19 protein-coding genes and 1 pseudogene are annotated in these 20,872 nt (G+C 42.8%); 1 reads left to right on the top strand and 19 read right to left on the bottom strand.

Annotation, left to right across the window (positions count from 1 at the left end; all coding sequences use genetic code 11):
* Positions 1 to 630 precede the first annotated feature (630 nt).
* The 17 genes from ACEW9J_RS00160 to ACEW9J_RS00080 form a co-directional block, all read right to left on the bottom strand.
* Positions 631 to 1,368, bottom strand: coding sequence for a hypothetical protein (locus tag ACEW9J_RS00160; protein WP_373543136.1), 738 nt, complete (start codon positions 1,366 to 1,368; stop codon positions 631 to 633).
* Positions 1,369 to 1,395: 27 nt separating this feature from the next.
* Positions 1,396 to 3,015 (bottom strand): hypothetical protein, encoded by a 1,620-nt coding sequence (locus tag ACEW9J_RS00155; RefSeq protein ID WP_373543135.1) that lies wholly within the window; start codon positions 3,013 to 3,015, stop codon positions 1,396 to 1,398.
* 134 nt (positions 3,016 to 3,149) lie between these two features.
* Positions 3,150 to 5,765 (bottom strand): type IV secretory system conjugative DNA transfer family protein, encoded by a 2,616-nt coding sequence (locus tag ACEW9J_RS00150; RefSeq protein WP_373543134.1) that lies wholly within the window; start codon positions 5,763 to 5,765, stop codon positions 3,150 to 3,152.
* Positions 5,743 to 6,225: a hypothetical protein gene (locus tag ACEW9J_RS00145; protein ID WP_373543133.1), complete on the bottom strand. Its 483-nt coding sequence runs from the start codon at positions 6,223 to 6,225 to the stop codon at positions 5,743 to 5,745. The genes ACEW9J_RS00150 and ACEW9J_RS00145 overlap by 23 nt, the downstream gene beginning before the upstream one ends.
* A gap of 34 nt (positions 6,226 to 6,259) precedes the next feature.
* A complete protein-coding gene (locus tag ACEW9J_RS00140; protein ID WP_373543132.1) occupies positions 6,260 to 7,744 on the bottom strand; it encodes a hypothetical protein in 1,485 nt (494 codons plus the stop codon).
* Positions 7,745 to 7,952: 208 nt separating this feature from the next.
* Positions 7,953 to 8,102, bottom strand: coding sequence for a hypothetical protein (locus ACEW9J_RS00135; RefSeq protein WP_373543131.1), 150 nt, complete (start codon positions 8,100 to 8,102; stop codon positions 7,953 to 7,955).
* 221 nt (positions 8,103 to 8,323) lie between these two features.
* Positions 8,324 to 8,863 (bottom strand): hypothetical protein, encoded by a 540-nt coding sequence (locus ACEW9J_RS00130; RefSeq protein WP_373543130.1) that lies wholly within the window; start codon positions 8,861 to 8,863, stop codon positions 8,324 to 8,326.
* Complete coding sequence (locus tag ACEW9J_RS00125; protein ID WP_373543129.1) at positions 8,850 to 10,979, bottom strand: hypothetical protein; 2,130 nt, start codon at positions 10,977 to 10,979, stop codon at positions 8,850 to 8,852. Before ACEW9J_RS00125 ends, ACEW9J_RS00130 begins: the two co-directional genes overlap by 14 nt.
* A gap of 33 nt (positions 10,980 to 11,012) precedes the next feature.
* On the bottom strand, positions 11,013 to 11,312 hold the full coding sequence (locus ACEW9J_RS00120) for a hypothetical protein (protein ID WP_373543128.1): 300 nt from the start codon (positions 11,310 to 11,312) through the stop codon (positions 11,013 to 11,015).
* A 138-nt stretch (positions 11,313 to 11,450) separates the two neighbouring features.
* Positions 11,451 to 11,834, bottom strand: coding sequence for a hypothetical protein (locus ACEW9J_RS00115; protein ID WP_373543127.1), 384 nt, complete (start codon positions 11,832 to 11,834; stop codon positions 11,451 to 11,453).
* Positions 11,835 to 11,885: 51 nt separating this feature from the next.
* On the bottom strand, positions 11,886 to 12,992 hold the full coding sequence (locus ACEW9J_RS00110; protein WP_373543126.1) for a hypothetical protein: 1,107 nt from the start codon (positions 12,990 to 12,992) through the stop codon (positions 11,886 to 11,888).
* 100 nt (positions 12,993 to 13,092) lie between these two features.
* On the bottom strand, positions 13,093 to 14,073 hold the full coding sequence (locus ACEW9J_RS00105) for a hypothetical protein (protein ID WP_373543125.1): 981 nt from the start codon (positions 14,071 to 14,073) through the stop codon (positions 13,093 to 13,095).
* A gap of 10 nt (positions 14,074 to 14,083) precedes the next feature.
* Positions 14,084 to 16,030: a hypothetical protein gene (locus ACEW9J_RS00100; protein WP_373543124.1), complete on the bottom strand. Its 1,947-nt coding sequence runs from the start codon at positions 16,028 to 16,030 to the stop codon at positions 14,084 to 14,086.
* The gene (locus ACEW9J_RS00095; protein WP_373543123.1) at positions 16,000 to 16,878 is read right to left on the bottom strand and encodes a hypothetical protein; all 879 of its coding nucleotides are present in this window, start codon (positions 16,876 to 16,878) and stop codon (positions 16,000 to 16,002) included. The genes ACEW9J_RS00100 and ACEW9J_RS00095 overlap by 31 nt, the downstream gene beginning before the upstream one ends.
* 71 nt (positions 16,879 to 16,949) lie before the next feature.
* Entirely contained in the window at positions 16,950 to 17,354 is a 405-nt protein-coding gene (locus ACEW9J_RS00090) for a type IV secretion system protein VirB3 (RefSeq protein ID WP_373543122.1), read from the bottom strand.
* Positions 17,355 to 17,398: 44 nt separating this feature from the next.
* The gene (locus ACEW9J_RS00085) at positions 17,399 to 17,824 is read right to left on the bottom strand and encodes a hypothetical protein (protein ID WP_373543121.1); all 426 of its coding nucleotides are present in this window, start codon (positions 17,822 to 17,824) and stop codon (positions 17,399 to 17,401) included.
* Between the two features lie 907 nt (positions 17,825 to 18,731).
* The gene (locus ACEW9J_RS00080; RefSeq protein ID WP_373543120.1) at positions 18,732 to 19,028 is read right to left on the bottom strand and encodes a hypothetical protein; all 297 of its coding nucleotides are present in this window, start codon (positions 19,026 to 19,028) and stop codon (positions 18,732 to 18,734) included.
* A gap of 402 nt (positions 19,029 to 19,430) precedes the next feature.
* On the opposite strand from ACEW9J_RS00080, the pseudogene ACEW9J_RS00075 reads away from it, so the two are divergent.
* Positions 19,431 to 19,573 (top strand): annotated as a pseudogene (locus ACEW9J_RS00075) (hypothetical protein); the annotation flags it as partial.
* A 333-nt stretch (positions 19,574 to 19,906) separates the two neighbouring features.
* Here the strand turns inward: ACEW9J_RS00075 and ACEW9J_RS00070 are convergent.
* Both ACEW9J_RS00070 and ACEW9J_RS00065 read right to left on the bottom strand, forming a co-directional pair.
* Entirely contained in the window at positions 19,907 to 20,473 is a 567-nt protein-coding gene (locus tag ACEW9J_RS00070; protein WP_373543119.1) for a hypothetical protein, read from the bottom strand.
* A gap of 75 nt (positions 20,474 to 20,548) precedes the next feature.
* Positions 20,549 to 20,872: hypothetical protein (locus ACEW9J_RS00065; RefSeq protein ID WP_373543118.1), on the bottom strand; the 324-nt coding region annotated here is incomplete at its 5' end.

Raw genomic sequence — 20,872 nt, 5'->3', positions numbered from 1 at the left:
GACGAGAGGAGGTTTCGAGCATTCGAGCTGTACTGGTTTTTTGGATAAAAACAGTTTAACAGTTCTCCTCTCTTTTTTCCTCAAACCCATTACTCATCAGCTTTTACGATAATTCTTACGGACTTTTGTCCGTCAATCAGGGCAATCTCTCAGATGGGTATTGACGATCCACTCGCGATCGAGTGGGTTGCAGCGCACCAGGACAATCCGGTGTCGGGTTATTAATTGGGTGAAATCTGGCTGGGACATCTTTTAGGTTAAGGTTGTGATTTTAAATCTTTTAGCAACAATTTATTGGTTTCTATCTCGCGATCTATATGACACTTTGCAATAGGTAAAATTTTTAGTTACCGTTCGACTTGTGAAAGATGTTCGACAGATGAAAGCTTGTCAGATATCGGCTAAGGAGCGATTGAAGATTGAATTATTTGAGAGAGCAAAGCAGACAATTTATCTAATATCGCCTGACGCTCTGGGGATGTTTTTCAAACGGTGAGTGTTGGGTTAAGGCGAAAAATAACGGGATACCACACACAGTGCCGAGAAGACTGCCAACTATGGCAATTGCAAGAATTCTTGATAATCGAGATTTCGTTTCTCGTCGATCGGGTAATTTAACTTCAGTGGTTTTTACCAGCTCATCAATTTTTTTACAATCTGATGTTTGCCCAGGAAATTATCGATAGTGATATAGTAATTATCAGAATGATATTTTGTTTGAGAAACATAGGACGTTGAATCTTCGCGCAAACATGCTTCCAAGCAATATTCTGGCGGACTATCAGTCCTTTGATGCTGCGATTCTGACAAATAAAAGCCAGGGTGTTCGATTGTAGCTCGCTCTAAGACATATCTAATGTCTGATTCATAATTACTAACGATTGAATATTGCAACAAGTCGGAACCAAAATTAAATATCCAATCTCTTTTGTCTGATTCGTAGCCATCGCAGGCATCGTTACTTTCTCGAACTGCCAAACTAAGCTCAGAGTCAATGACTTTAATTGGTGCCACGATCTTCTTAACGATCTTGTGTTTTCCTAAGTAATTGTCTATGGTTAAGTAGTATTCTTTGTCTCGCCAGCAATCCTCAGAACAATAAGAACCGACTATTCCAATACATGCTTTTAGACAGTAAGCTGGCGGGCTATCTGTTTTTTTAATCGATATATCGGTAGGTAGTAGAAATCCTGGGAGTTCGAGCTTCAGCCTTTCTTCTACATATCGACAATCGGATGTGTAACCAGCTAGTAATGAGGCTTGAAGTAATTCAGAGCCATAAGTTGAAATCCAATTTCTTTTTTCGCAATCGTAATCTTGGATGGTATCAGCAACATCTACGGCATTAGTTTTATCTAAATTATTCATTTTTTTAGGTAATTTTATAATTTAAAATTATAAACTTTGAGATACTTCTGGTTCTGGACGATATCTTTCAGAATTGCCGCCGCTAGTTGGCAATGTTACGGTTCCTTTTTCTCCCTGGGTTGGCAGGGGAACTCCCTCGGTATTATCGGGTGCGGGATTTGCTTCAAGTGAATTTTGTTCGGTTTGTGGAGAATTATCGCTCTGATTGAAAATGGCGGTAGGTGCATTTCCGCCCTGAGTCGGAAGGGTAACTGTCTGAGTGTTAGCAGGGCTGCTACTGACTCTAGGCGAACTTTGTCCGACTTGAGGGGAATTATTGTTGAGGTTAGGTGTAGGTTTAGGTGCGTTCTCCTGAGTGAGTGCAAGGTATTGGGGATCTTTCGACTGAGCTGCTACTTCGAGTTGCTGGCGTTCTTTGATTGGTTGAGGGTCGATTCCCCGCGCCACTAGCACTCGCTCCATTGCTTGGATGGCTTTTGGATCGCTAAGGTTAGGTTCGGGCTTAAATTTCCCGTCTTTGTTGACTTCGCCAATTTTGACAAAATCTGCATCTTTACTTGGCTTAACCGAAATCGATTTAGTCCCATCTTTTCGAGGGTTAAGTCTAAATTTCACGCCATCGAGCGTTCGTTGGGCACGATTGCTAGGTTTGCCTTTGTCAAACTCCGACTTTAATACTCGATCGTAAGTAACACTGGCTGTCTGTTGAAGATCTACTTCTGTGGTTGGTTTGGCGCGATCGAGGGTTTTCCCGATTGGTGATTGGGGTTCTACTTTTTGAACTTCTTGAGGGGGATCTGGAATTACTACCTCATTAGTTCTCGTTAGTTTAACCTTATTATTGTCGGGAGTAGCAGCCATCCGCTTGGCATAATTTTTGAGTTCTGTGAGTCCCTTTTCGTCTTTGAGTTTGATACTATTGAGTAGTTCGGGGTCGCGATCGTAAGCACTGTAAGTCACTACGCCTTGAGCATCAGTCTCAAACAGCTTTTTACCATCATGCTCGATTAATAGATTTTCTCCTCCAGCAATGGTTGTACCCTCTTTGGCATCCATCAAATCGAGGACAGCTTGAGCATCTTTTTGAGATAATTTATCATCAATAAACTTATTGTTTGAATCGTATCCGTATAAAACTTCGGTGCGATTGTTGACTTGCTTGGGATAATCTAAGTCCAACTCTCGATCGATCCGAGCGACAATATCCGGCAAGTCTTTAATTAACTTTTCTTCATCACCAGTAAAGTTAAGCTTTCCCTGCTTGGCGAATAATTTAGCATCTTTAGACTCAATATTCAATCCCCCACCAGGATATTTATCAACAGTATATTTGGTTCCGTTGACCTCTAAATCGCGATTAAACTTTTTTTGATTTGCTAACGAGCTATTTAAGTGTTCGACTGATTTATTTGCTTGTTCTTCGAGGTTAATATCTGGATTTTGAGAATCTTTGTTTGTAATTTTAAATCCAAAATCCATAGCTATTTCGGGTGAATTGGTACGAGATACTTTAGTCGATTTTCTTAATTTTCTAAGATTTAACTTAGATAATTCATTTACCGCTAGCAGTAAACTTTTTAATGCTGACGCTCCAGCCTGATTAAGCTGCTGAGATAATTTTTCAGATTGGTTATGAATTTCCTGCATCTATTTTTCCTCCTCTATACCCTTGCCCTGCGGGGCGGCTGGTTTTTGACTGTTGACGCGGATGTAAGCTCTAGCTACGAATGAAATTGCTGGTGTCCGCCTCAATCAGTCACCGCTTCGCTAAAACCAGCTTGTTAGCGGGTAGTTTTCTCCCGACTTGACTCGTTATGTGTAATCAATTCACTAACATCATCAGTTGTAAATGATTTTGCTCGTCCATTAACTATTAAATCTACGGGTATGTAGTACTTTTTATTGTCCTCAATGCCAAAGTCAATACTGTAACCTGCTGCTTGAAAAGATTTATCTATGTCACTACCAATTACATAGATTCGATCTTTTTCGGTGAATACATTGCAAATATCCACAGGATGATTCCACTCAACAATACGATCTATCCCTAGCGGTGAGAGATAGAGTATTTCGTCTTTAATAAAGTGTGATGGAATAAAATATAACTTCTCGCGATCGAATGGCATATATAGATTTTCTTCCAAAGCGCAAAGATAAATATCAAGATATCCAGCTCTTTCAATAATATCGACTATATGCTGTCCCTTGATGTATAAAGGTTGATCTACATATTGACCGTTATATATATCCATTTCTGCGGCAAGATCGTATAAATAAGCAACAAATACCTGACATCGTTTGTCAAACTCATTCTCCTCATTCGTCCTCTTAATTTGTTCGATATGACTATTGTAAATAGCCATGCCGAACGGACACTCTACCAGAGTCCGTTTGGCAACCAGATCGTGAAAATAGATCAGTCGATCGTTTAAATGAATAGAGATATATGTTTCTGGTAAAACTTGATAAGTTAACGGGGATCTAATATTGCCATTGACTTTTAAATCGGCAGGAACATAATATTTGTCTTCAGATCCTATTTTGTACTTAGATAAGTCGAATCCGGCAGCTTGACATAGATTTAAAATATCGACCCCAACAACGTGCAAAGGATCGGGAATTACTATTGGGTTGCTTGCTGTCTCAGCTTCGGGGCTTAAAGGCAATAGTCTTTCTAAAATTTCTGTGTAACGATGCAGCTCTTGACTAAAATTAGTCTGTGGAGAATTGTTGTTGCGATCGCAAATAATTTCCCTAACAGCATTGTAATCCTCGATCGACCGTTCTTTGAAAGCTTTACTTTGCTTTTGATTATAAGTAAACTGATGAATAAACGGAATGCTAACGTTATCTTTATCTCCCGTTCCTGGAGACTGAATGATACATTTACCTTTAGGAAATTGACCGATAATATGGGCTTCAATCAATGGCTTTTTGTGTAGCTGGTCGTTCTCAGAACGGCTGTTACCACTATTTTTACCAAAGTTATAAGACTTAGAGTTTGATTTTAATTGAAGTTCTTCTTCTCCGAATGCTTTCGAGAGAGCTTGTTCGGTGTCGGGATCGCCTGGGTTAAACCATGCTTTGGTATTACAGTTAGTTAGAAAGCCTTTAGCTCGATCTTTACCATAGATGGCATCTAATTGACTGAGATATTGCGTACCGATGATGATTGAAGATCCGTTGTAACGATCGACAGCCAACCATTTTAGAACGATGGGTAAATTGAGTAAATGAAACTCGTCGAGACTGACCACCATTGGTTCTTGCCTTCCAGCTCTGAGGTTGTAAGCAACGACTTGGTGAATTGCCATCGCAATTAATGGCACGGTACTAGCTAGATTGTCGGGATCGAGCATGAACACGACCATTTGCTTGCCATCGACCTTGAGCGGATCTTGAGGGTCGAAGCCTGGAAATGTGGTTTTACCGCAAAACGTCTGGAGATAATTCGGTATTACCAGCGGAGCCAGCATTTTGATGGCAGTAGCTAAAATACTGCCTTCAGGACTATTCTGGCTTGCTTTTTTGCTCGTTGCAGTAAGGATTCCAAATTCAGAGTAGATCCAGGGATCGATGGTGTCGCGACAAGCTATCAATCGTTTGGATAGGTTTGATAATTTGAGGATCTGGTTCACCATTAAGATATTCGCAAGCAGCAGATCTCCTTCGGTTTTGGCGACCCATTTAGCCAATAAGAAGGCACCAGATAGCACAGACGATCCCGCAGGATCGAAGAATGAGTCTTTTTTAGCATCCTTTTCGCTAGTATTGTCGATGAGAACCGCTACTCGCTCCCGCGCCCCAGCCACATCTCGCTCGTCTTTAATCGAATCAAAAGTATTGAAGGTGTTGGAAATTAGGTCGCCTGGAGCCAGTACCCTGACTTCGTAACCATGCCTCAGAGCGAGCGGAATTAACGTCTCCGCTTGACCGCCGCGACCCTTGCCATCGAATAAAGCGATCGACATTCCCTGAGCGATCGCCGAATGTAGGCAAGGATTGATGATATTGTCAGTCTTGCCACAACCTGTCGCACCGCAAGTCAATATCCCGCGATTGATTTCTGGAAACATGATACTCGCGCCAGACTTTCGCCCCAAAACTCTGTCTGGGCGGCTTACAGGCGCACCGATTGGTTCGGTGACATAGTAGGCGGCATTATCGAATTTACGCCTGCGGATTGCGCTTTTAGCCAGCTTGCGGCACTTTTGAATCTCGCTTGGGGTTGCCCACCTTGCGGTAGCCGTTTTTCCTTGTTTCTTTTGTCTGCTCTGAATTATGCTGAGAATGATAAAAAGAACCCCTAGCCCCAGAATACTCATCAGGGAAGGATCGAACTTCGCTACCTTTGGAAATTGAATGGGAATCTGGCTAACTTCGCTTGCATATTTCATAATTATCGATCGCGCTATCTACTAGTTGTCGGACGTTGAAGCAACCATTTTTTTTGATAGCTGCAAAAGGGAATGATTTATCGGGTAAATCGATTAACTGCAAAGAATTGGCATATTTATCGCGCTCGTCCACAACTACGTGCAAACAACCCGCTTTACCACAAGTCTGCGGAAAATTAAACCGATAAATCGTAAACGTGGTGCCGCCACTTTTAATCTGCGCTGCCAGAATCTTCTTGGCGACTTGCGCGGCAGCAAAATCTTTAGAAGTGTAAACGCTGCGCTCGACTATTCGTTCTACTTCTTGAGTTGAAGAAATATCTGTAGCGCTCGAATATTTAGTGGGAGTATTAATTCTACTTCCAATCCAATTTCCTACTGGAATTGCTATGGAAACCCCACTTATTGCCAGTAAAGCTGCCAATGCAAATGTTGGTGTCAATCTTTTTAAACTTTTCATCGGATAAGTGGGGATACAGAGTATTTCGCTCTATTTATAACGATCGAGTTTGGGAGATATGCTGACGATCGAATGCAATTGGTATTGTGCCTACAGGTAATTTAGCTGACGATCCCCCGTCGGAATAAATATTTAAAGTCGGGCTATATGAGTTCTTAGTGGCACTCCCAAATAATGCTACTTTGTCAATTCCAACAGAGGATGGAATGGTGGGAGTAGGTGAAGTACCTGATGATGGTGAAACTGAAGCTATTGAAGGAGTCGAAGGGATTGATGGAGGCGTTGGCATCGTTGGCAATGGTAATAATTTATTGGCAACGGGCTTAACTCTCATTGGCAATAACAAGTTTGCTTGCTGCTCGTTAGCTGGCAGCGGCAACGGCAGCGGGAGAAAATAGGGAGTAGCTTGGAATCCAAGAATTGGCAGAGTGAAACAATAGCGGAAATTGAGTGTTTGTTGGATCGTCCCACCTGGGACATTTGGAGATCTAGCAGACCATTTCGAGCCGCAGCCGTCAAAACCGATGTATGGCACTTCAAACCCTGAATCCTCCCGAACCCCAGCAGCAGTAAACCAATCTCCAAGCAATCCATAACCACCTTTGAGTTTTAATCCAATCGGCGAAATCGTCCCATTGTAAGGATTTAAATCGCTATTGGAGGCTACGGCACTGAGCAGTTCGACTGCATCGCAGTTTTTACAGGGGGCATTCGGCTCTTTATTACTTCCTGCGGCAACTTTATCGCCATTAGCAACGCTCAATTCTCTCTGTCCTGAGTGGAGCAGATCGAATTTCAGCAGCGTCAATCCTGGCGGGATGGCATCGATTTTTATAAAATTGTCCCAGGATAATTTAGAAACACCAGGCAGATCCGCAACATAAACCGTCTCACTTAAATTGTTGAGATCTAGCGGTGGTTTGCCGATACCAGGATAATCGCCGTACAGGGTGGTGGTAATGCCAGGAAGGTTTGATGTTAGGGTATTGGATAGAACTTCAGCAGGAAGAGGGATTTTCCCCAGTGGGCTATTGGCAATATCGGCGACCGATTTAGATGGATCGGCTGCGCCCCAGCTCGGAAAAACGTCTCCTACTTTTAAGTTTGCAAGCTGAGGATTTGCCACAATGACAGAAGCAAAGGGCAACTTGCCAAGGAAAGGTAGGGCGGTTAGTTTAGTGTTGGCAAAAGCATTGGGATCTTCCCCCGAATCTGTAATTGCCGACTGGGGCGAGTACTTACTCGCCCCCATCATCGATACCATTGCCCCTGGAATCGCTTTAGGCAACGGCGTACCCACAGTGTATGAAAAGCTAGGGATTTGTGGTACGCGAGGATCGGCAACATAAGTCGCGGCTGTAGTCGTCGGCGGACTATTGGCAAATGTCGCCTGAGATAGTGCTTTTTTGACCGTAGCTAGTTGTTCGCTACTCAATTGAGTGTCTGTTGTCTGGGCGCGAACGGGAAGTGAGAAACCGCTTGCAACTAGAATAGCCAGAAAAAGATTGCGTAAATTCATACTACATTACCTCCTGAAAAATAGGAAATACAGACGCTTTTAAAAATATGTAAATACTCAAGCCACCTGTGAAAATGTTGTAAAAAGCCATCAAAGTCATTGAGTAGATCGCTACTCTCATCGCAACCTTGAAAATCGTGAGCCGATTTTTGTAAAGCCATTGCCCGATAGATTCCGACCTGTAGTATCTAAAAGTGTGACTTCTCATTTATTTAGTTGTTTGTTGATTATTGGGAGCAAAGTAACGTGTCATACCATACATTCCAGAGACAGCACTAATTAAAGCACCTGTAAATACTAAAATTACAATCGCTCTGAGAGCGTAAAGTTGAAACAGTTGAGAATTTCGCTGATTCATATTTAGTTAATTTTTCATCGTTTTTTGAGATGGAGCCGCGCCTCAGATCGTCTAATTTGATGTAATTTCAAAAAATATTCCTAGAGTAATCAAGAAGATAATTACTCTCTGAATATAAAAATCTATCTGCTGTAAAATGTGCTGATTCATCTAATAAAATCTCAGGGAAACCCGTGTCCAGTGCCAATGCTCGATCGCGTCAAAGGACGATCTTTACCTAATTAGCGGCGAGTTGTTGAATTGTTTGTATAAAATGAATTTGAAGTGGTTGCCTCTTTTCGATTGGAAGTCGGATAAGCAGGCCGATCATTGTAAAATTGCGGCGGTCGATAATTAGGTTGACTGAGAATCGCAACGGGTGAAAATGTCATCACGCTATCGTCAACCTGTTTGACCTTAACTACATTCACTTTCAAAACGCGCTTTCTACCCGCACGATCGTTGAGGATCACTTTGAGCGAACCATTAGGGTAACGACCGCCAGGACGGGCACTAATATTTAAAAGTGAGGCATTGACACATTTATTATTAGTGCAACCATCGGTTGTAATTACAAATGAATCGCGGAAGCGTTCGGGATTGTCAAAAAATATCCTCTCGATCCGACGATCGGTTGCCGACCAATCGAGTAATTGTCCTGTATTCTCGGATACATTTGCAATTACTAGATCTCTTTGTAATGACACCGTACCTCCTCTAGCAATAGCGGTAGAAAATAAAAGTGAAACTAATACCAAAACTGGCATTTTACTTAATAACATAATTGCCTTGGGAAGTCTGTACTGTTATCGGTTGAGTTGGAGCAGACGGATAATTAGGATTGATAGTAGGCGGCTGAGGGGTAAATGACCGATCTGGGGTTCCTGGTGGCTGAGTAGGAACGGTTGTATAATCAGGATTCGCAGCTTGAGGCTGGATAGATGACTGAGTTGGAGTTGCTTGGGGCTGAGTGGGAACGTTTGTATAGTTGGGATCGATCGCTGGAGGTTGAGTAGGGGCAGTCGTGTAGTTAGAATCGATCGCTGGAGGCTGGATCGACGGCTGGGTTGGAGTTCCTATATACTGAGGCGATGCGGTCGGTTTTTGGAATGGAGAAACGTAGAAAGGATTGGGTGCAACAACATTCGATCCACCAGAATTAGTGACCGATTGAATCACCCCTGGATCTATTGGTGTTTCTACAATTAATGAAGTAGCTGATTTATCTAATCGAGCGACCTTTGGCTCTAAAGTGGGTTGGTAATTTTGGGTCAAACTTAGCGTTTGAGGAGTATTGCTGTTGTCGGTGGGGATTTGGAATGTTGCAGCCTGGGCGACGTATACGCGCATGAGCGTACCAGGCAGTAAGTATCCGACTTTGCTCATTTTCTGTAATTTGTTAGCCAGACTGTTAGCGCGGTTGAGTTCAGATTGAGCTTGCGGACTGAAGGCTCCCTTAAATAAAGCACCTAGAATGTTAGGGGTGCCATTATTTTGCGTCGCGATCGTCGTGCCAAGTCCTACGCTAACAGAACTGCTATTGCCGCTGTTAATTAAAACGTTACCGACTTCAGCCGCGCCACCGAAGATTGCAGCACGGGTATCGGCTGCGGCAAGCTGCGAACCGTTAGCTTCTCTGATTTGAGCGAATAGAGGCTGATTGTCGTTACCAGTAATGGCAAAAGCTCCTGGCGGGATGGCAATTTCAGTATTGCCGTAGGTAACTTTTTTCGATACTGCTTGAATCATGCCGTTGTCAGCAATTTGTAACTCGAATTCGATCGCGGTGCCAACGGGTAGATGCCAGCCAGAGCCGACCTCGATCGCTTTGTCAATCGTCACTTTTGCAGAAGCTTTTGCGTTTTGAGACATCCCTCCCCCATCAGAAATCAACGTGTAAAAAGGTGTGATCAGCTTTCCAGAGACTACTTGACCGACGGGTAAGCGGAGAATGGGCGACATGGCACTGCCTCCAGTAAGTGCGAACGAGCGATCTGTGGGCTTAGTGGTGGACTCAGCAATGGGAGTACCGCCATAATTAGCTAGGCTTGATGCTTGCTCCCAGTCGAGTCTGGGTTGTGGAGCAACTGTAGGTTGGATAATTTTGGGTGTTTGAGCTGTGGCGGCGATCTGGTTTCTTTGAAAGACTCTTGCTGGTTGTGGCGTAAAAGCCCTTGCTATATTTCCATTTCGCTGGCTTCGGAGTGATGAAGCTTGACTTTTTTGTTCGTTAGCTGGCTGAGGGCGAGCTGCGATGGGCTGTGATGCCTCTCGTTGGCGAGATTGGCGCAGTGATGCTAACTGAGCTGCTTCCTGTTGTCTTTGCTGTTGCAAAGATGCTAACTGAGCTGTTTCCTGTTGTTTTTGCTGTTGTAAAGATGCCAGCATTGCCTTGTCGCTGTCTGAAGGCTGCATTTTCTCGATCGACTTGGTTGCCGTAGCAGTAGCAACTGGAGGAGTTGTCGATGCCGGAGAGCTGGGGGTTGGACTTGGCGATGAAGCCTTGGCTTGCTCTGCGGTGAGTCTTGCTGCTTCTGATTTTTGCTGCTCCATCACCAGCCTAGTTTTTAAGTCCGCAACTTCTTTTTGCTGTTCGGGAGTCGATTTAACAGCTTGTTCGCTCGATAGAGAATCCGGTTTTTTGGCAACTTGCGGATTTGTCGCGCTGCCTAAACCCCACAATAAGAGCATAGTTCCAATGCCTAGAGTACTAAACAGTGCCAATCCAATTAATAGGATCTGAAGCTTTGGATTTTTTTCTGGCGGCTGCGAGTCTTGTTGTAGATCTGCTGCACTAGCAGGTTTAGTTTGCGATTCTGGTGATAGATCGCCAGGTTTTGGCAATTGTATTCCCATATTTTTATACACTTCTTCGAGGGTTAACTTTTGCTGTGACATATAACTATTCTTTGATGTTGTAGGGTAAATAACTTACTTGATGTTTGTAATCGAAATAACTTCTAAGCCTTCGGCGCGAGCTAGTTGAGCGGCTTTGGCAATGCCGATATCTTTATATTTGCTAGTAACCTCTGATAAAAGTGGTGGTACCACGGCTCTGACGATCATCTCGACGTTAATATTTAGTTTTCTGGGTTGCTCATTGTTGTTGTTGACAATTAATTGAGTACCAGCAACTTTAATCTTCCATTTACCAGAGCCTAAAGATTCTGGCTCGCCAATTTGCTCGACGATGTATGCCGTCTGCACCCCACTATTGCCATTTCCTTGCACGATCGATTGCAGTTCGCTTAATTCTTTGCGATAACTGTTCGCAAATTCTGGCTCTAAGGCAAGAGTGTAGCGATATGCAGTAGTCGGAATTTTTCTGCCGCCCTCAACAGCAATACCAGGATCGGGAATATTGCCTTGTTACGGTAAGGTATTTCGCCACGTATAAATACCGCTCATGGTTTTTTGAGCGAAGAATTTTATTAAAGTTGGCGAGCGATCGTTTCCCGTAAAAAATTCGAGTGTTTCTGTTTCACCATTACCACGAGTAATGAATGTCGGCATCGATCGCGAGATAGCGGCAAATAAAATGCCGATAATCGCTATTCCAAAAAGAGCATTGAAAACGAGCAGCCCGAAGGTGGCAATCTTCCAGCCAGTAATAATATTTTTAGAGCTAATTGTTGCCGAACTATCTACAAGATATTCTTCCTGTCCATCGGCAATTTTCTTGTCAAGAACTATTGCTGACGACGGCTCATCGCTAGGAGGAATAAAATTTGAAATTTGTCTGACTTTCATCATGTTTAACAGTAAAGTGACAGTCTAATGGCAGATGCTATGATTTTTTATGAGTTACTTATTAGTTGCAGGTTTCATCAGTCCGGTTAACTCAGTTGACACCTGAGCCATTAGTGCTAAAAGACCATCTCCGCCACCTTTGGCAATTATTCCAGCAATTATTGGTGCGCCGATGGCATAACTTAACTCCAAGCCAAAGACTGGTATGCTACCAACTAAGTTTGCGTTAATAAATGCAACGCAACCACTTAGAATCGTTAATGAAAACTTGAATATGCCCAATCCCCATAATGAAGCAAACCAAATCTCAAATGGCTTGGTATTTATAAATGAGAATGCAAGTGAAATCGGTAAAGCAAGAATGGATAAAATAAAACTTTCATCGACTGATTGATTGATGACATAAGACCAAGCATCTAGAATAGACCCGAAAAGATTATTGCGTATCCATTTTTCGGAATCGTTTACAAAAGTAACAAACTGATTCCAGGCACTATTGTAATCATAGGAATCAACGAGCGCATTTAGTTTAGCTTCGGTATTAGCTAATTCTGCGACAATTTCTGGGTTATTTATCGATAGTTTAGCCTCTACAACCATCCTCTTCACATCTTTACCACACTGGACGTATACTGGATTTGGAATTACATTTCCTGGTTTAGCGGGGTCGGGATCGGCGATTGTCTTCGGTATTTTGATACAAGTTTGGATTTGATTACTGATGTCCTTAATCTTTTTATTGTCAATTTTAAGATTTGCAAGATCGGCATTGACATCTCCAAGCAGTTTTAGGTTCGATGCTATCGTACTATCTATCCCTTTAATCATCGCATAATTACCGATAGCAAAAACGCGCGCTCCGTAAGCATGATTGGCGAATATAAATGATATAAACAGCAACATAAAAATCCTAAGCAGATGGTTTTTGATGTTATCTAAAGATAAATCTGGCAGGATCGGTATCAGCCAAAATAATACACCAATTCCAGCAATAAATTTACAAGGATCTACGATTGCCTCCCAAAAAGTATCGGTCATCGATGCAGCATCTCCAGTGATGAACATTGCGATGATTTTATTCAAAGCTGCTTGATACTGATCGGCAATTACGGCAGGATCGGTTGCTGCTAAAAATGTAATGTGATAAAAATCGGTAAGCATAATAAATGTAGGCTCTATAATCAAAGCTTATTTATCTATTTAAGATATTTACATAGAGAAAACATCTTAAATAGATTTCGATCTAATTAAATACTACCGATTATAACCAGCAAGTATTACTTCTGTGACACCAAGCCGCGCGAGCTTTTAACTTGCTAGCTTCTAGATATTTAGTCTGGAGATCGTCGAAATCTGCCTCCACTCGTTTTTGCTCGTCCTCGGCGATACTTCGCTGTTGTACCAGAGCGTTTTGCTTGGCTTGGTTTTCTCCTTGAGATAAAAGACCAAGACCGATAGTATTTGCATTGGTACCCACGATCAGATTTTGGGAGAGCATATTATTCATCGCGCCCATGCGGTTAAAACTGCTTCCTGCCGTAGCACTGATGTTGGCTTGGGCGGCACCAGTCGCCAATGCGGAATTACTAGCATTGCCAGTCGCACTCATAATGGAGGAAACTGCTTTGTTGGTGCTTTGGCGATTGGCTTCGGCAACACTAGATCCGGACTTAGCTTTAGCTAAATCCAATTGAGCGATGACAGCTTTGGTGTCGAAACCTTTGCCGTTAAGCATGTTAGAAGCCTGATAAGCAATCATTTTGCCTGTCGGGTCGTCGGTTTTGACACTGCCATCTGGATTCAATGCTTGGATTTGACCTCCTGAATCCAGTCTCCAAGCACCAAAGTTAATCCCAATTCCAGTACCACCATTCATCCCCCCTGCAACTTGTCCGATTTGTGCTAAGGTAGGTGCCTGTCCCGCTAGGACGCTTTGAGCGATCGGTGCATATTGCGATGCAGTTGTTAGAGCTGAAGCAATATTCGGATCTAGCCCTGGGAATGCAGCGATAATGCCGCCAAAGACATTGGAAAGATTGCCAGGATTGGATAAGATCGACTGAATGCCTTGGGGGTTGAATGTTGGCGGTAGACTGGCAGGATCTACAGTAATGTTGCCAGGAGCGATTGAATCTGGAAGCGTCATTTGTGGCTGTAACTGTGCAGCACTGGCTCCAGAAATCGCGGTACCAAGCAAGATGATATTCCCTGCGATCGTTAGTAATAATGAATGTTTCTTCAAAATCTTCCTCTTAATGGGTAAGGGTTAGTTGTTCGAGCCGACCGTTTTGCTCTGCCATACGCGCTTTACGCTCTTGCTGCTCGTCGATATTATTGGCTGTCAGAGCCACCAACGAGGGCGGGAGGTATACTCGCGCGGGAGTAAACCGATCGTCTATTTTGAGCAACCACTGGCTAGAGCAAGTGGCTTTGTCTGGCTCAAAATCTTTTCTGGCATTATTTAATGCCAATGCTTCGGGGACTCCTAGCAATTCGGGATCGCAATACTCGGACAGACTGTCACCAATTCTGCCGATGAGGTGGTATGAAAGTGCGTCCTTAATTTTCTTGCCACCCGCACTGTTAAACACGCTGCTCGGCTCTTGTGCGGCAATCATCAGGCGCATTCCCGCTTTGAGTCCGTTGGCTGCGATCCGACCGACGCAGAGTGAGAGCGGAGCTAAATCGAAGGTAATCGAAGCTTCGTCGATAAATAGTAGAGAACCCTTCTTTTTCGCCGAACCGATGGCTCGCCGCATTGCCGCTGCGTACATGATGGTGCCGAATACCGCCGCGTCGTCATTATTGCTGACCCCACGCATCGCGATCGTCATCAGGGGACTGTCGAGTTTTACGGTACTGGGAGAATTAATAGTCTTACCGTAGGAGCCGTCGATCCACCGTTGGATCTGCTGCTGGATCGTGCTTAGAGTATCGAGATCGCCAGGAGTTGCATCTTTGAGATCGATTCGTTCGATCGTGCAAAACTTCTTAAAGTCAGACAGCACCGGATAATCTTGCCAAGCTCTAGAGCCAATGCCCCCATTAATGGCGCGTTCGTAACGAATCAAAATCCGCTCGTCTTTGAAGAAGTTTTTGAGCGCGGTTGTCAGCATCGAAATTACTTTAGTGCTGCTCACTCCTGGAAGTTCGCCCTTCCAGCCCAACACCATTGAAGTCAGAATTTGGAGGATAAAATCTTCGTTCTGCCTTTTCATATCCTGACGACTATCGGGATCGATATCTTCTGCTAAGAGAGGAGTTTCAAAGAAGTTAAGGGAATCGTTGAAAACATCGACATAAGCCCCGTCCATGTGTTTGGTAAAGGCTTCAAACGAACTCGCTTCTTTTGTTGGCGGCTGATCTAGAATCGTTACTGGAATTTCTTGACTCAGTGATTTGTGAATGTTAAATGCTGCAAATAGGGTTTTACCAGTTCGAGTTTTACCCCAAATGGCGGTGTGTCCCATGTGCTTGAAGGGATCGAAATAGACGGGCGAACCCCCCTTGTTGGCAATAAATTCGATGCCAGATTTGTGAGCGTTAACTGTCGTTACCAACGGAAAGTAAGCCGCCACGATTTCAGGGCGTTCGCGATCGCGTCTGTCGCGGACATCCACTAACATCGACTTGGCATAAAATGGTAAGGATGAAACCCATAGGGAATCAGAAGTATCGACTTCCAGTAAGAGGATTGCTGGCGATCGAAAATGCGAGCTAAAGTCACGAGCGGCAAAGTGCATTTGCTCTAAAGTTTCTCTATAAACAAACATACAGAGCGAAAATTCAACACTCGTATCGCCACTAATTAGCATCCTCTCTGTTTCGAGGGCTTCTTTCATTTCCTCGTCTGCCAAAACGTCAACAACTTTGCCTTTTTCCTCTATGTCTTTCTTGCGGTAATGATTCTGGCGGATGAGTTGCTGGTTATTGTAGCGAACGCCGAACTCTTCGGGACGCGATAGCTCTAGCACGATTCGATAATCGGAAGCCGAGCCGATTGCCATCAAATTCGATAAATAACGTAGTTGAACTTCTTGATACGACTCATTACCTGCTTCTTCAAAGACTTTAGGTTGAAGTTTTAATAACAGACTGCCGACATGCCGTCGATCGACTTTTACATGGTCGCGGTTAGAAGAGGGAACGGCAGAAGGATAGCGCATCATTACAGTAGTTGGATGCAGTCGCGTCCGCACGTTTTCGCCGACTGTCCCTTTTTTTTTTGCAAATTGAATTCGATTAGTTGTGGTGCTGGCTCCGGTTCGAGTCCTTCTGCCCGATCGTTAAACCGATTTAGTTCCTTCCAGCAATGCTGCCAGACTTCTTCACCAGATAAAGGAGTGGCTTTGAGCTGAAGTTTATCTCTAAATAAATTAGACCACTCAAAAAAGCCCTGCTCATAGGCATTTAGGAGAATCACATCGATTGCCTGTTGGCGAACTTCTACAATTGCCCCTGATAACCTGTAATACCAAAGGCTGCCGAATTTGATAACTTTCTCGATGAGTTTTTGCTCTCGCGCTCCCAAATTAGGGGTAAAAGTGCCCATCAAGAATACTCTGTGAGGGCGACGTTGACCGCTAGTGTCGAGATTTTGCAAAATTACCATTTCCTCAGCGATTAACTGCTGAGATTGGGGCGAGGCAGTTTCAAATTGAGCGATTAATTCGTTGAGCCGATCGCGACGATCGCAGAATGATTGAAATTCAACGCGCAACTTCTCGCCGATCGGTAATTCATGCCCTAAAGATGAAATTGAGTTAAGGATAGACGTAGCTGCTACTTCGCCAAAGTCGTCGTGAATGCCTGGGCATTCCCAAATAAATCTCAATTTATATTCTGGATAGTCTACTTTATCGCTGACGTTCATCAATAGAGCACCAACTTGAGTCCCATTTGGCAGAGTATAGTTGATGATACTTTGCAAATGTGTAGAGGTTTCCAGGAGGTAAAGCAGCTTCTTCTTTTTGTCTAAACCTTTGTGCTTTATCTTTCTGAGTTCTCGCTTTGATTTTGGGGATTTGTTGCTTTCCTTATTTTTCATAAACGATCCATAAATTAAAAGATTTAAACTAAGTAACTAATCTACTGAGGCTGCTGTAAACAATATGTCTGCTAGTCTTTTTTAATGCGACGGGTTCTGAACTGAGGAGTTGAATCTGGAAGCGGATGAAATCGCGCCGTAGGCAAGCGAAGCGAGACGTGTCGATAGACGGTTTCCTCGGCGTGCGTTTCACCAAGCAGTGGGGATCGATAGTCTAAACACCCTCTGGTATAATTTTTCGGATCTCTGTTTCTAGCTAATACGTCTGCCATTCCGTCTTTTAGGGAAAGTATAGCTGTGAAAAATAAAGTAACAAAAATAGCTATAACGATATTGCCAGGAACCTTTAAATATCCTAAAAATAGACAGAAAGTCACGATTAAAGCTAAAACGATCGCGACATCGCGAGGGATGCCCATCATCTTCGCTCTGCGTCTTAACGCTCGATTGACTTCGATTCGCGTTTTCCTTTCCATATGATTTGACAAAAATCGTTACAGCTATTAGATATTTAATTGAATTAAGTACCAAGAAACATAAAAGTGACAATTCTGTCAGTCGCAATGACAAGAATTACGAGCACGATAATATTTAATAAGGGCTTAACTATTCCAGAAAAGTTTTCTCGATCGTATTCCTGATATCCCAAATAAGCTTGCCAGATGACAATACCGCCGACCATCATCAGTACAGCCCAAGGGATTAAATTGACAATTGCAGTAAACAGAGTCGTAAATAGCGGCCCTCCTACTGGAAATCCAGCCATGATTGCTGTAATTTTAGTAGTGGAATAGGATACAAAAGCATCGTAGATTGGGGCGGCATCAGCTTTAAGGGCTAAGTTCCATCCCCAAGCGATCGAAGTGAAAAATGAAATTAAGACGTAGCGAATTTGTTTCCAAGAAGTCTTGTTTCGAGATTTATTGAGTGAATTGATGTAGTTCATAATGGCACGCTTCGATTTTAAGAATATAAACTGTCTCTCGAACGATTCAAGTCAATACCGATCTAAACAATCGAATAGCTTAGATTTACAAAATATCTAAGCACTAATTCTTTTTTAAACTTATGTCAGCTTGATTTTGAGTTGACAGGTAATCGCTAACTGTTTAACGTAGGTAATAGTTGATAGACATTTATTGTTTGATGAATCGTACTTTACCTTTAAAAAATGGTGAAGTCAATTGTTACCGAGCGCGTTACACAACTTAAATTTTCAATTGACGAGGGACAAGAATATGCGATCTTTTTCTCCAGACTTAGTATCAAAAATTGTTAGTGCCTATCACGAGCCTGGGAGCACGATTCGCTCTGTGGCTAAAAGAATTGGGGTATCTAAAAATATCGTGCAAAAGTATGTCACGAGAGAGCGGGAAGGCTTGACGAACGCAACAGAGCCAAGGCAGCCAAGCAGGAGCATCTTAAAATCTCATACAGTACTGCTGCGAAAAATGTTTCAGGAACAGCCAAACGAAACTCTGGCACGATACTGTGAGATTTTAAAAGAAAAAACTGGGCTGGAAGTAAGTATCCCTACGATGTGCAGAGCTGCAAGCGAGCTAAAGTCACGGAAAAGCAGATCTAAGAAATCGAAGCTTTAAGAAGCTGCTTAAAATTTGTCCCATGTATAATGAAAACTATTCGCTCCGGCACACATAATAAAATAAATAATTACGCCAAATGACGTAGTTATTTATCGACTTTCTCTAGTTCCAAGTAATTACTTGGAACTAAAATAACGTTCTTAAATCTTATGGAGTTGATGCTAAAAAACTATAGATATCATCAAGCTTGTTTTTCAATTAAGCAGAGAATATGTGGGCGATTGTTAAAGTCTAGTTAGTTCCAAGTAATTACTTGGAACTTTGTAAATAGCTCAAAATTGTCTCTAACTGAATATTATTTGTAATGAAATTTTGAATCGCTTCTACTTGTTCCGCTCTGACGGAAACGGTAGAAGATTTAAAACTGCCATCTGTTTGTTTGAGCTTGAAACTCAGATGCCAAAACCAATGAAAAATATTGTTTCGATCGCGCTCTCCTATAACTATTGGATATTCTTGAATCTTGCCATTTTTCAATTTCTTTTTCTTGGTGCGCTGGCAGAGGGTACCGCTACACCCAGGGGTATGATTTGTTCGCAGCTTCATCTACAATAGTCAGTGAAATATTTTAGATTTGGGTAGTAACTAACTTAGTTGCTACTCTTTTATTATATCAAAGTATAAATATGTACTGGTAACTTACTATACATTGTTCGTTCTTGAATACTGAAGAAAATAGAAAAATTCGCTAACGATTAAGTAATTTTTAAATCTGTCAAATTTTAAAATGTTTTAGTATAACTGCTAGTTTGAAGATGATACTTGTCTGTATCTTGGCGATCGAGAACCGATCGAATGTAGAAAATCAACCGAACGATCGGATCTGTGCGATATTAAACTCTGGGCGTATCGATCGACTAATCCCAGATGGCAGTAGCAGCAAAGCAGAATAATTAGGACTCGTTCGATCGGAAACTATGGAAGACCGCCGATAAGCTCCGCAAGAATATCGATGCGGCTGATTACAAGCACATCGTCTTGGGGGTGATTTTCCTCAATTCCTCAAATACATCTCTGATGCCTTTGATATCCTGCACGACCCTCTGCGGTCGGGTGAGGGAGAATACGCCCGAGCCGACCCTGAAGATCGGATGGTATTGGCGAGCTGAAAAAGCTAGAAGTGAAACAGTAGATTCCTAGCTCTCGATTACTAATTCCTCTTCTTCTTTCTTCGGTGGTAAGGATTCCATTTCATAAATCTTGACACCTGCCTCCATCAATTCCGCTTCTTGCTCATTTGTCCCAAATCTCCCAGAGATTACACCTAGGCTGTTGACTCTGTACCCTTTAGCCCGTCAGAGTTCATGCAGAAAATGTGTTGGTCGCTTTGGTTGGAAAACGGCTGAAACAGCCGTTTTCCAACCATAAAAAACCGCACCAATAATTTTTGGGAAAATCGCCCAAAAACCAACAAAGTCAACAGCCTAGATTACACCTACCCAGTGTTTAAATTCTTTGGCATCAGCTTCAGCTTTACGCCAAGTTTTCGTATTCAGAAAAGCTGAGAAGACTATCCCATCTTCTTCGCGGGTTAATTGAACCTTAACTTTTTTATCCGGCATTGGTTTGGCTTTAGGCAGTCCCGCAAATCTAATCTTGGTATCGACTTTTAATACTTTTGGTTCGATCGCATTCGGATTTGGTAACTCAACTGGCTCGATCTCTTCCTTTGACTGTTTAACTTCCGTCTCCAAAATCTTGACACCCGCTTCTGAGAGTCTCCAACCATGCTCATTTTTGCTGAGATCTTCAGACGTGATGATTCCAGACCAGTTTACAAATTCTGCCGCACTAGCTTTAGCTCTGCGCCAGCTTCTCGTACTCATAATCACAGTGAAAATCGTGCCACCTGCTTGAGGTAACTGCACTTTAACCTTTTTGTTTGGGATTTCTCTAGCTGAGGGCAATCCCTCAAACCGGAGCGTGGTTTCAACTTTGATTACTTTTAATTTTTCCGCCATGCTTACATCCACAACCCAACACAATTCCATCTTAGATCGATTTTTGACCGCAAAAAAGACACCCATCGACATGCGGCGGGTTTTTTGGTGCTAGTTGGAAAAAATTTACCTCGATCGGTTTAATCGATCGAATACCTGTGGATACTTACTCTCAACCATACTCATCGCAATTCGAGCGACTTCAGGATTAGTCACTGTCAAATACTCATTCAAACAAATTTCTAACTCCGGCAGATCCATCTGACCGATGTGCAAGAGCGTTTGTGCTACAGAGCGGAGATTTTCCAAGCTAAATTCTGGCGATCCACGTTGGTCTTCTGGCAAATTAATTATTTCAATACTGACAAAATCGTCAATGTGGATCGTTGAAGATAACTCTTCTGAAACGGGGTTTTGCAAATTTTGCCAGTCCCGTACTCGTACTTGTTT

The sequence above is a fragment of the Chamaesiphon sp. genome (assembly GCF_041737865.1).
GTDB lineage: Bacteria > Cyanobacteriota > Cyanobacteriia > Cyanobacteriales > Chamaesiphonaceae > Chamaesiphon.
This window is presented reverse-complemented; position numbering and strand designations above follow the sequence as displayed.

Coding starts and splice junctions, on each gene's coding strand:
- ACEW9J_RS00140 (WP_373543132.1), bottom strand. CDS start 7,744: ATGAATTTACGCAATCTTTTTCTGGCTATTCTAGTTGCAAGCGGTTTC.
- ACEW9J_RS00080 (WP_373543120.1), bottom strand. CDS start 19,028: ATGAAGCTGCGAACAAATCATACCCCTGGGTGTAGCGGTACCCTCTGC.
- ACEW9J_RS00115 (WP_373543127.1), bottom strand. CDS start 11,834: ATGATGAAAGTCAGACAAATTTCAAATTTTATTCCTCCTAGCGATGAG.
- ACEW9J_RS00130 (WP_373543130.1), bottom strand. CDS start 8,863: ATGTTATTAAGTAAAATGCCAGTTTTGGTATTAGTTTCACTTTTATTT.
- ACEW9J_RS00135 (WP_373543131.1), bottom strand. CDS start 8,102: ATGAATCAGCGAAATTCTCAACTGTTTCAACTTTACGCTCTCAGAGCG.
- ACEW9J_RS00145 (WP_373543133.1), bottom strand. CDS start 6,225: ATGAAAAGTTTAAAAAGATTGACACCAACATTTGCATTGGCAGCTTTA.
- ACEW9J_RS00090 (WP_373543122.1), bottom strand. CDS start 17,354: ATGGAAAGGAAAACGCGAATCGAAGTCAATCGAGCGTTAAGACGCAGA.
- ACEW9J_RS00125 (WP_373543129.1), bottom strand. CDS start 10,979: ATGTCACAGCAAAAGTTAACCCTCGAAGAAGTGTATAAAAATATGGGA.
- ACEW9J_RS00095 (WP_373543123.1), bottom strand. CDS start 16,878: ATGAAAAATAAGGAAAGCAACAAATCCCCAAAATCAAAGCGAGAACTC.
- ACEW9J_RS00160 (WP_373543136.1), bottom strand. CDS start 1,368: ATGAATAATTTAGATAAAACTAATGCCGTAGATGTTGCTGATACCATC.
- ACEW9J_RS00110 (WP_373543126.1), bottom strand. CDS start 12,992: ATGCTTACCGATTTTTATCACATTACATTTTTAGCAGCAACCGATCCT.
- ACEW9J_RS00085 (WP_373543121.1), bottom strand. CDS start 17,824: ATGAACTACATCAATTCACTCAATAAATCTCGAAACAAGACTTCTTGG.
- ACEW9J_RS00070 (WP_373543119.1), bottom strand. CDS start 20,473: ATGGAATTGTGTTGGGTTGTGGATGTAAGCATGGCGGAAAAATTAAAA.
- ACEW9J_RS00155 (WP_373543135.1), bottom strand. CDS start 3,015: ATGCAGGAAATTCATAACCAATCTGAAAAATTATCTCAGCAGCTTAAT.
- ACEW9J_RS00150 (WP_373543134.1), bottom strand. CDS start 5,765: ATGAAATATGCAAGCGAAGTTAGCCAGATTCCCATTCAATTTCCAAAG.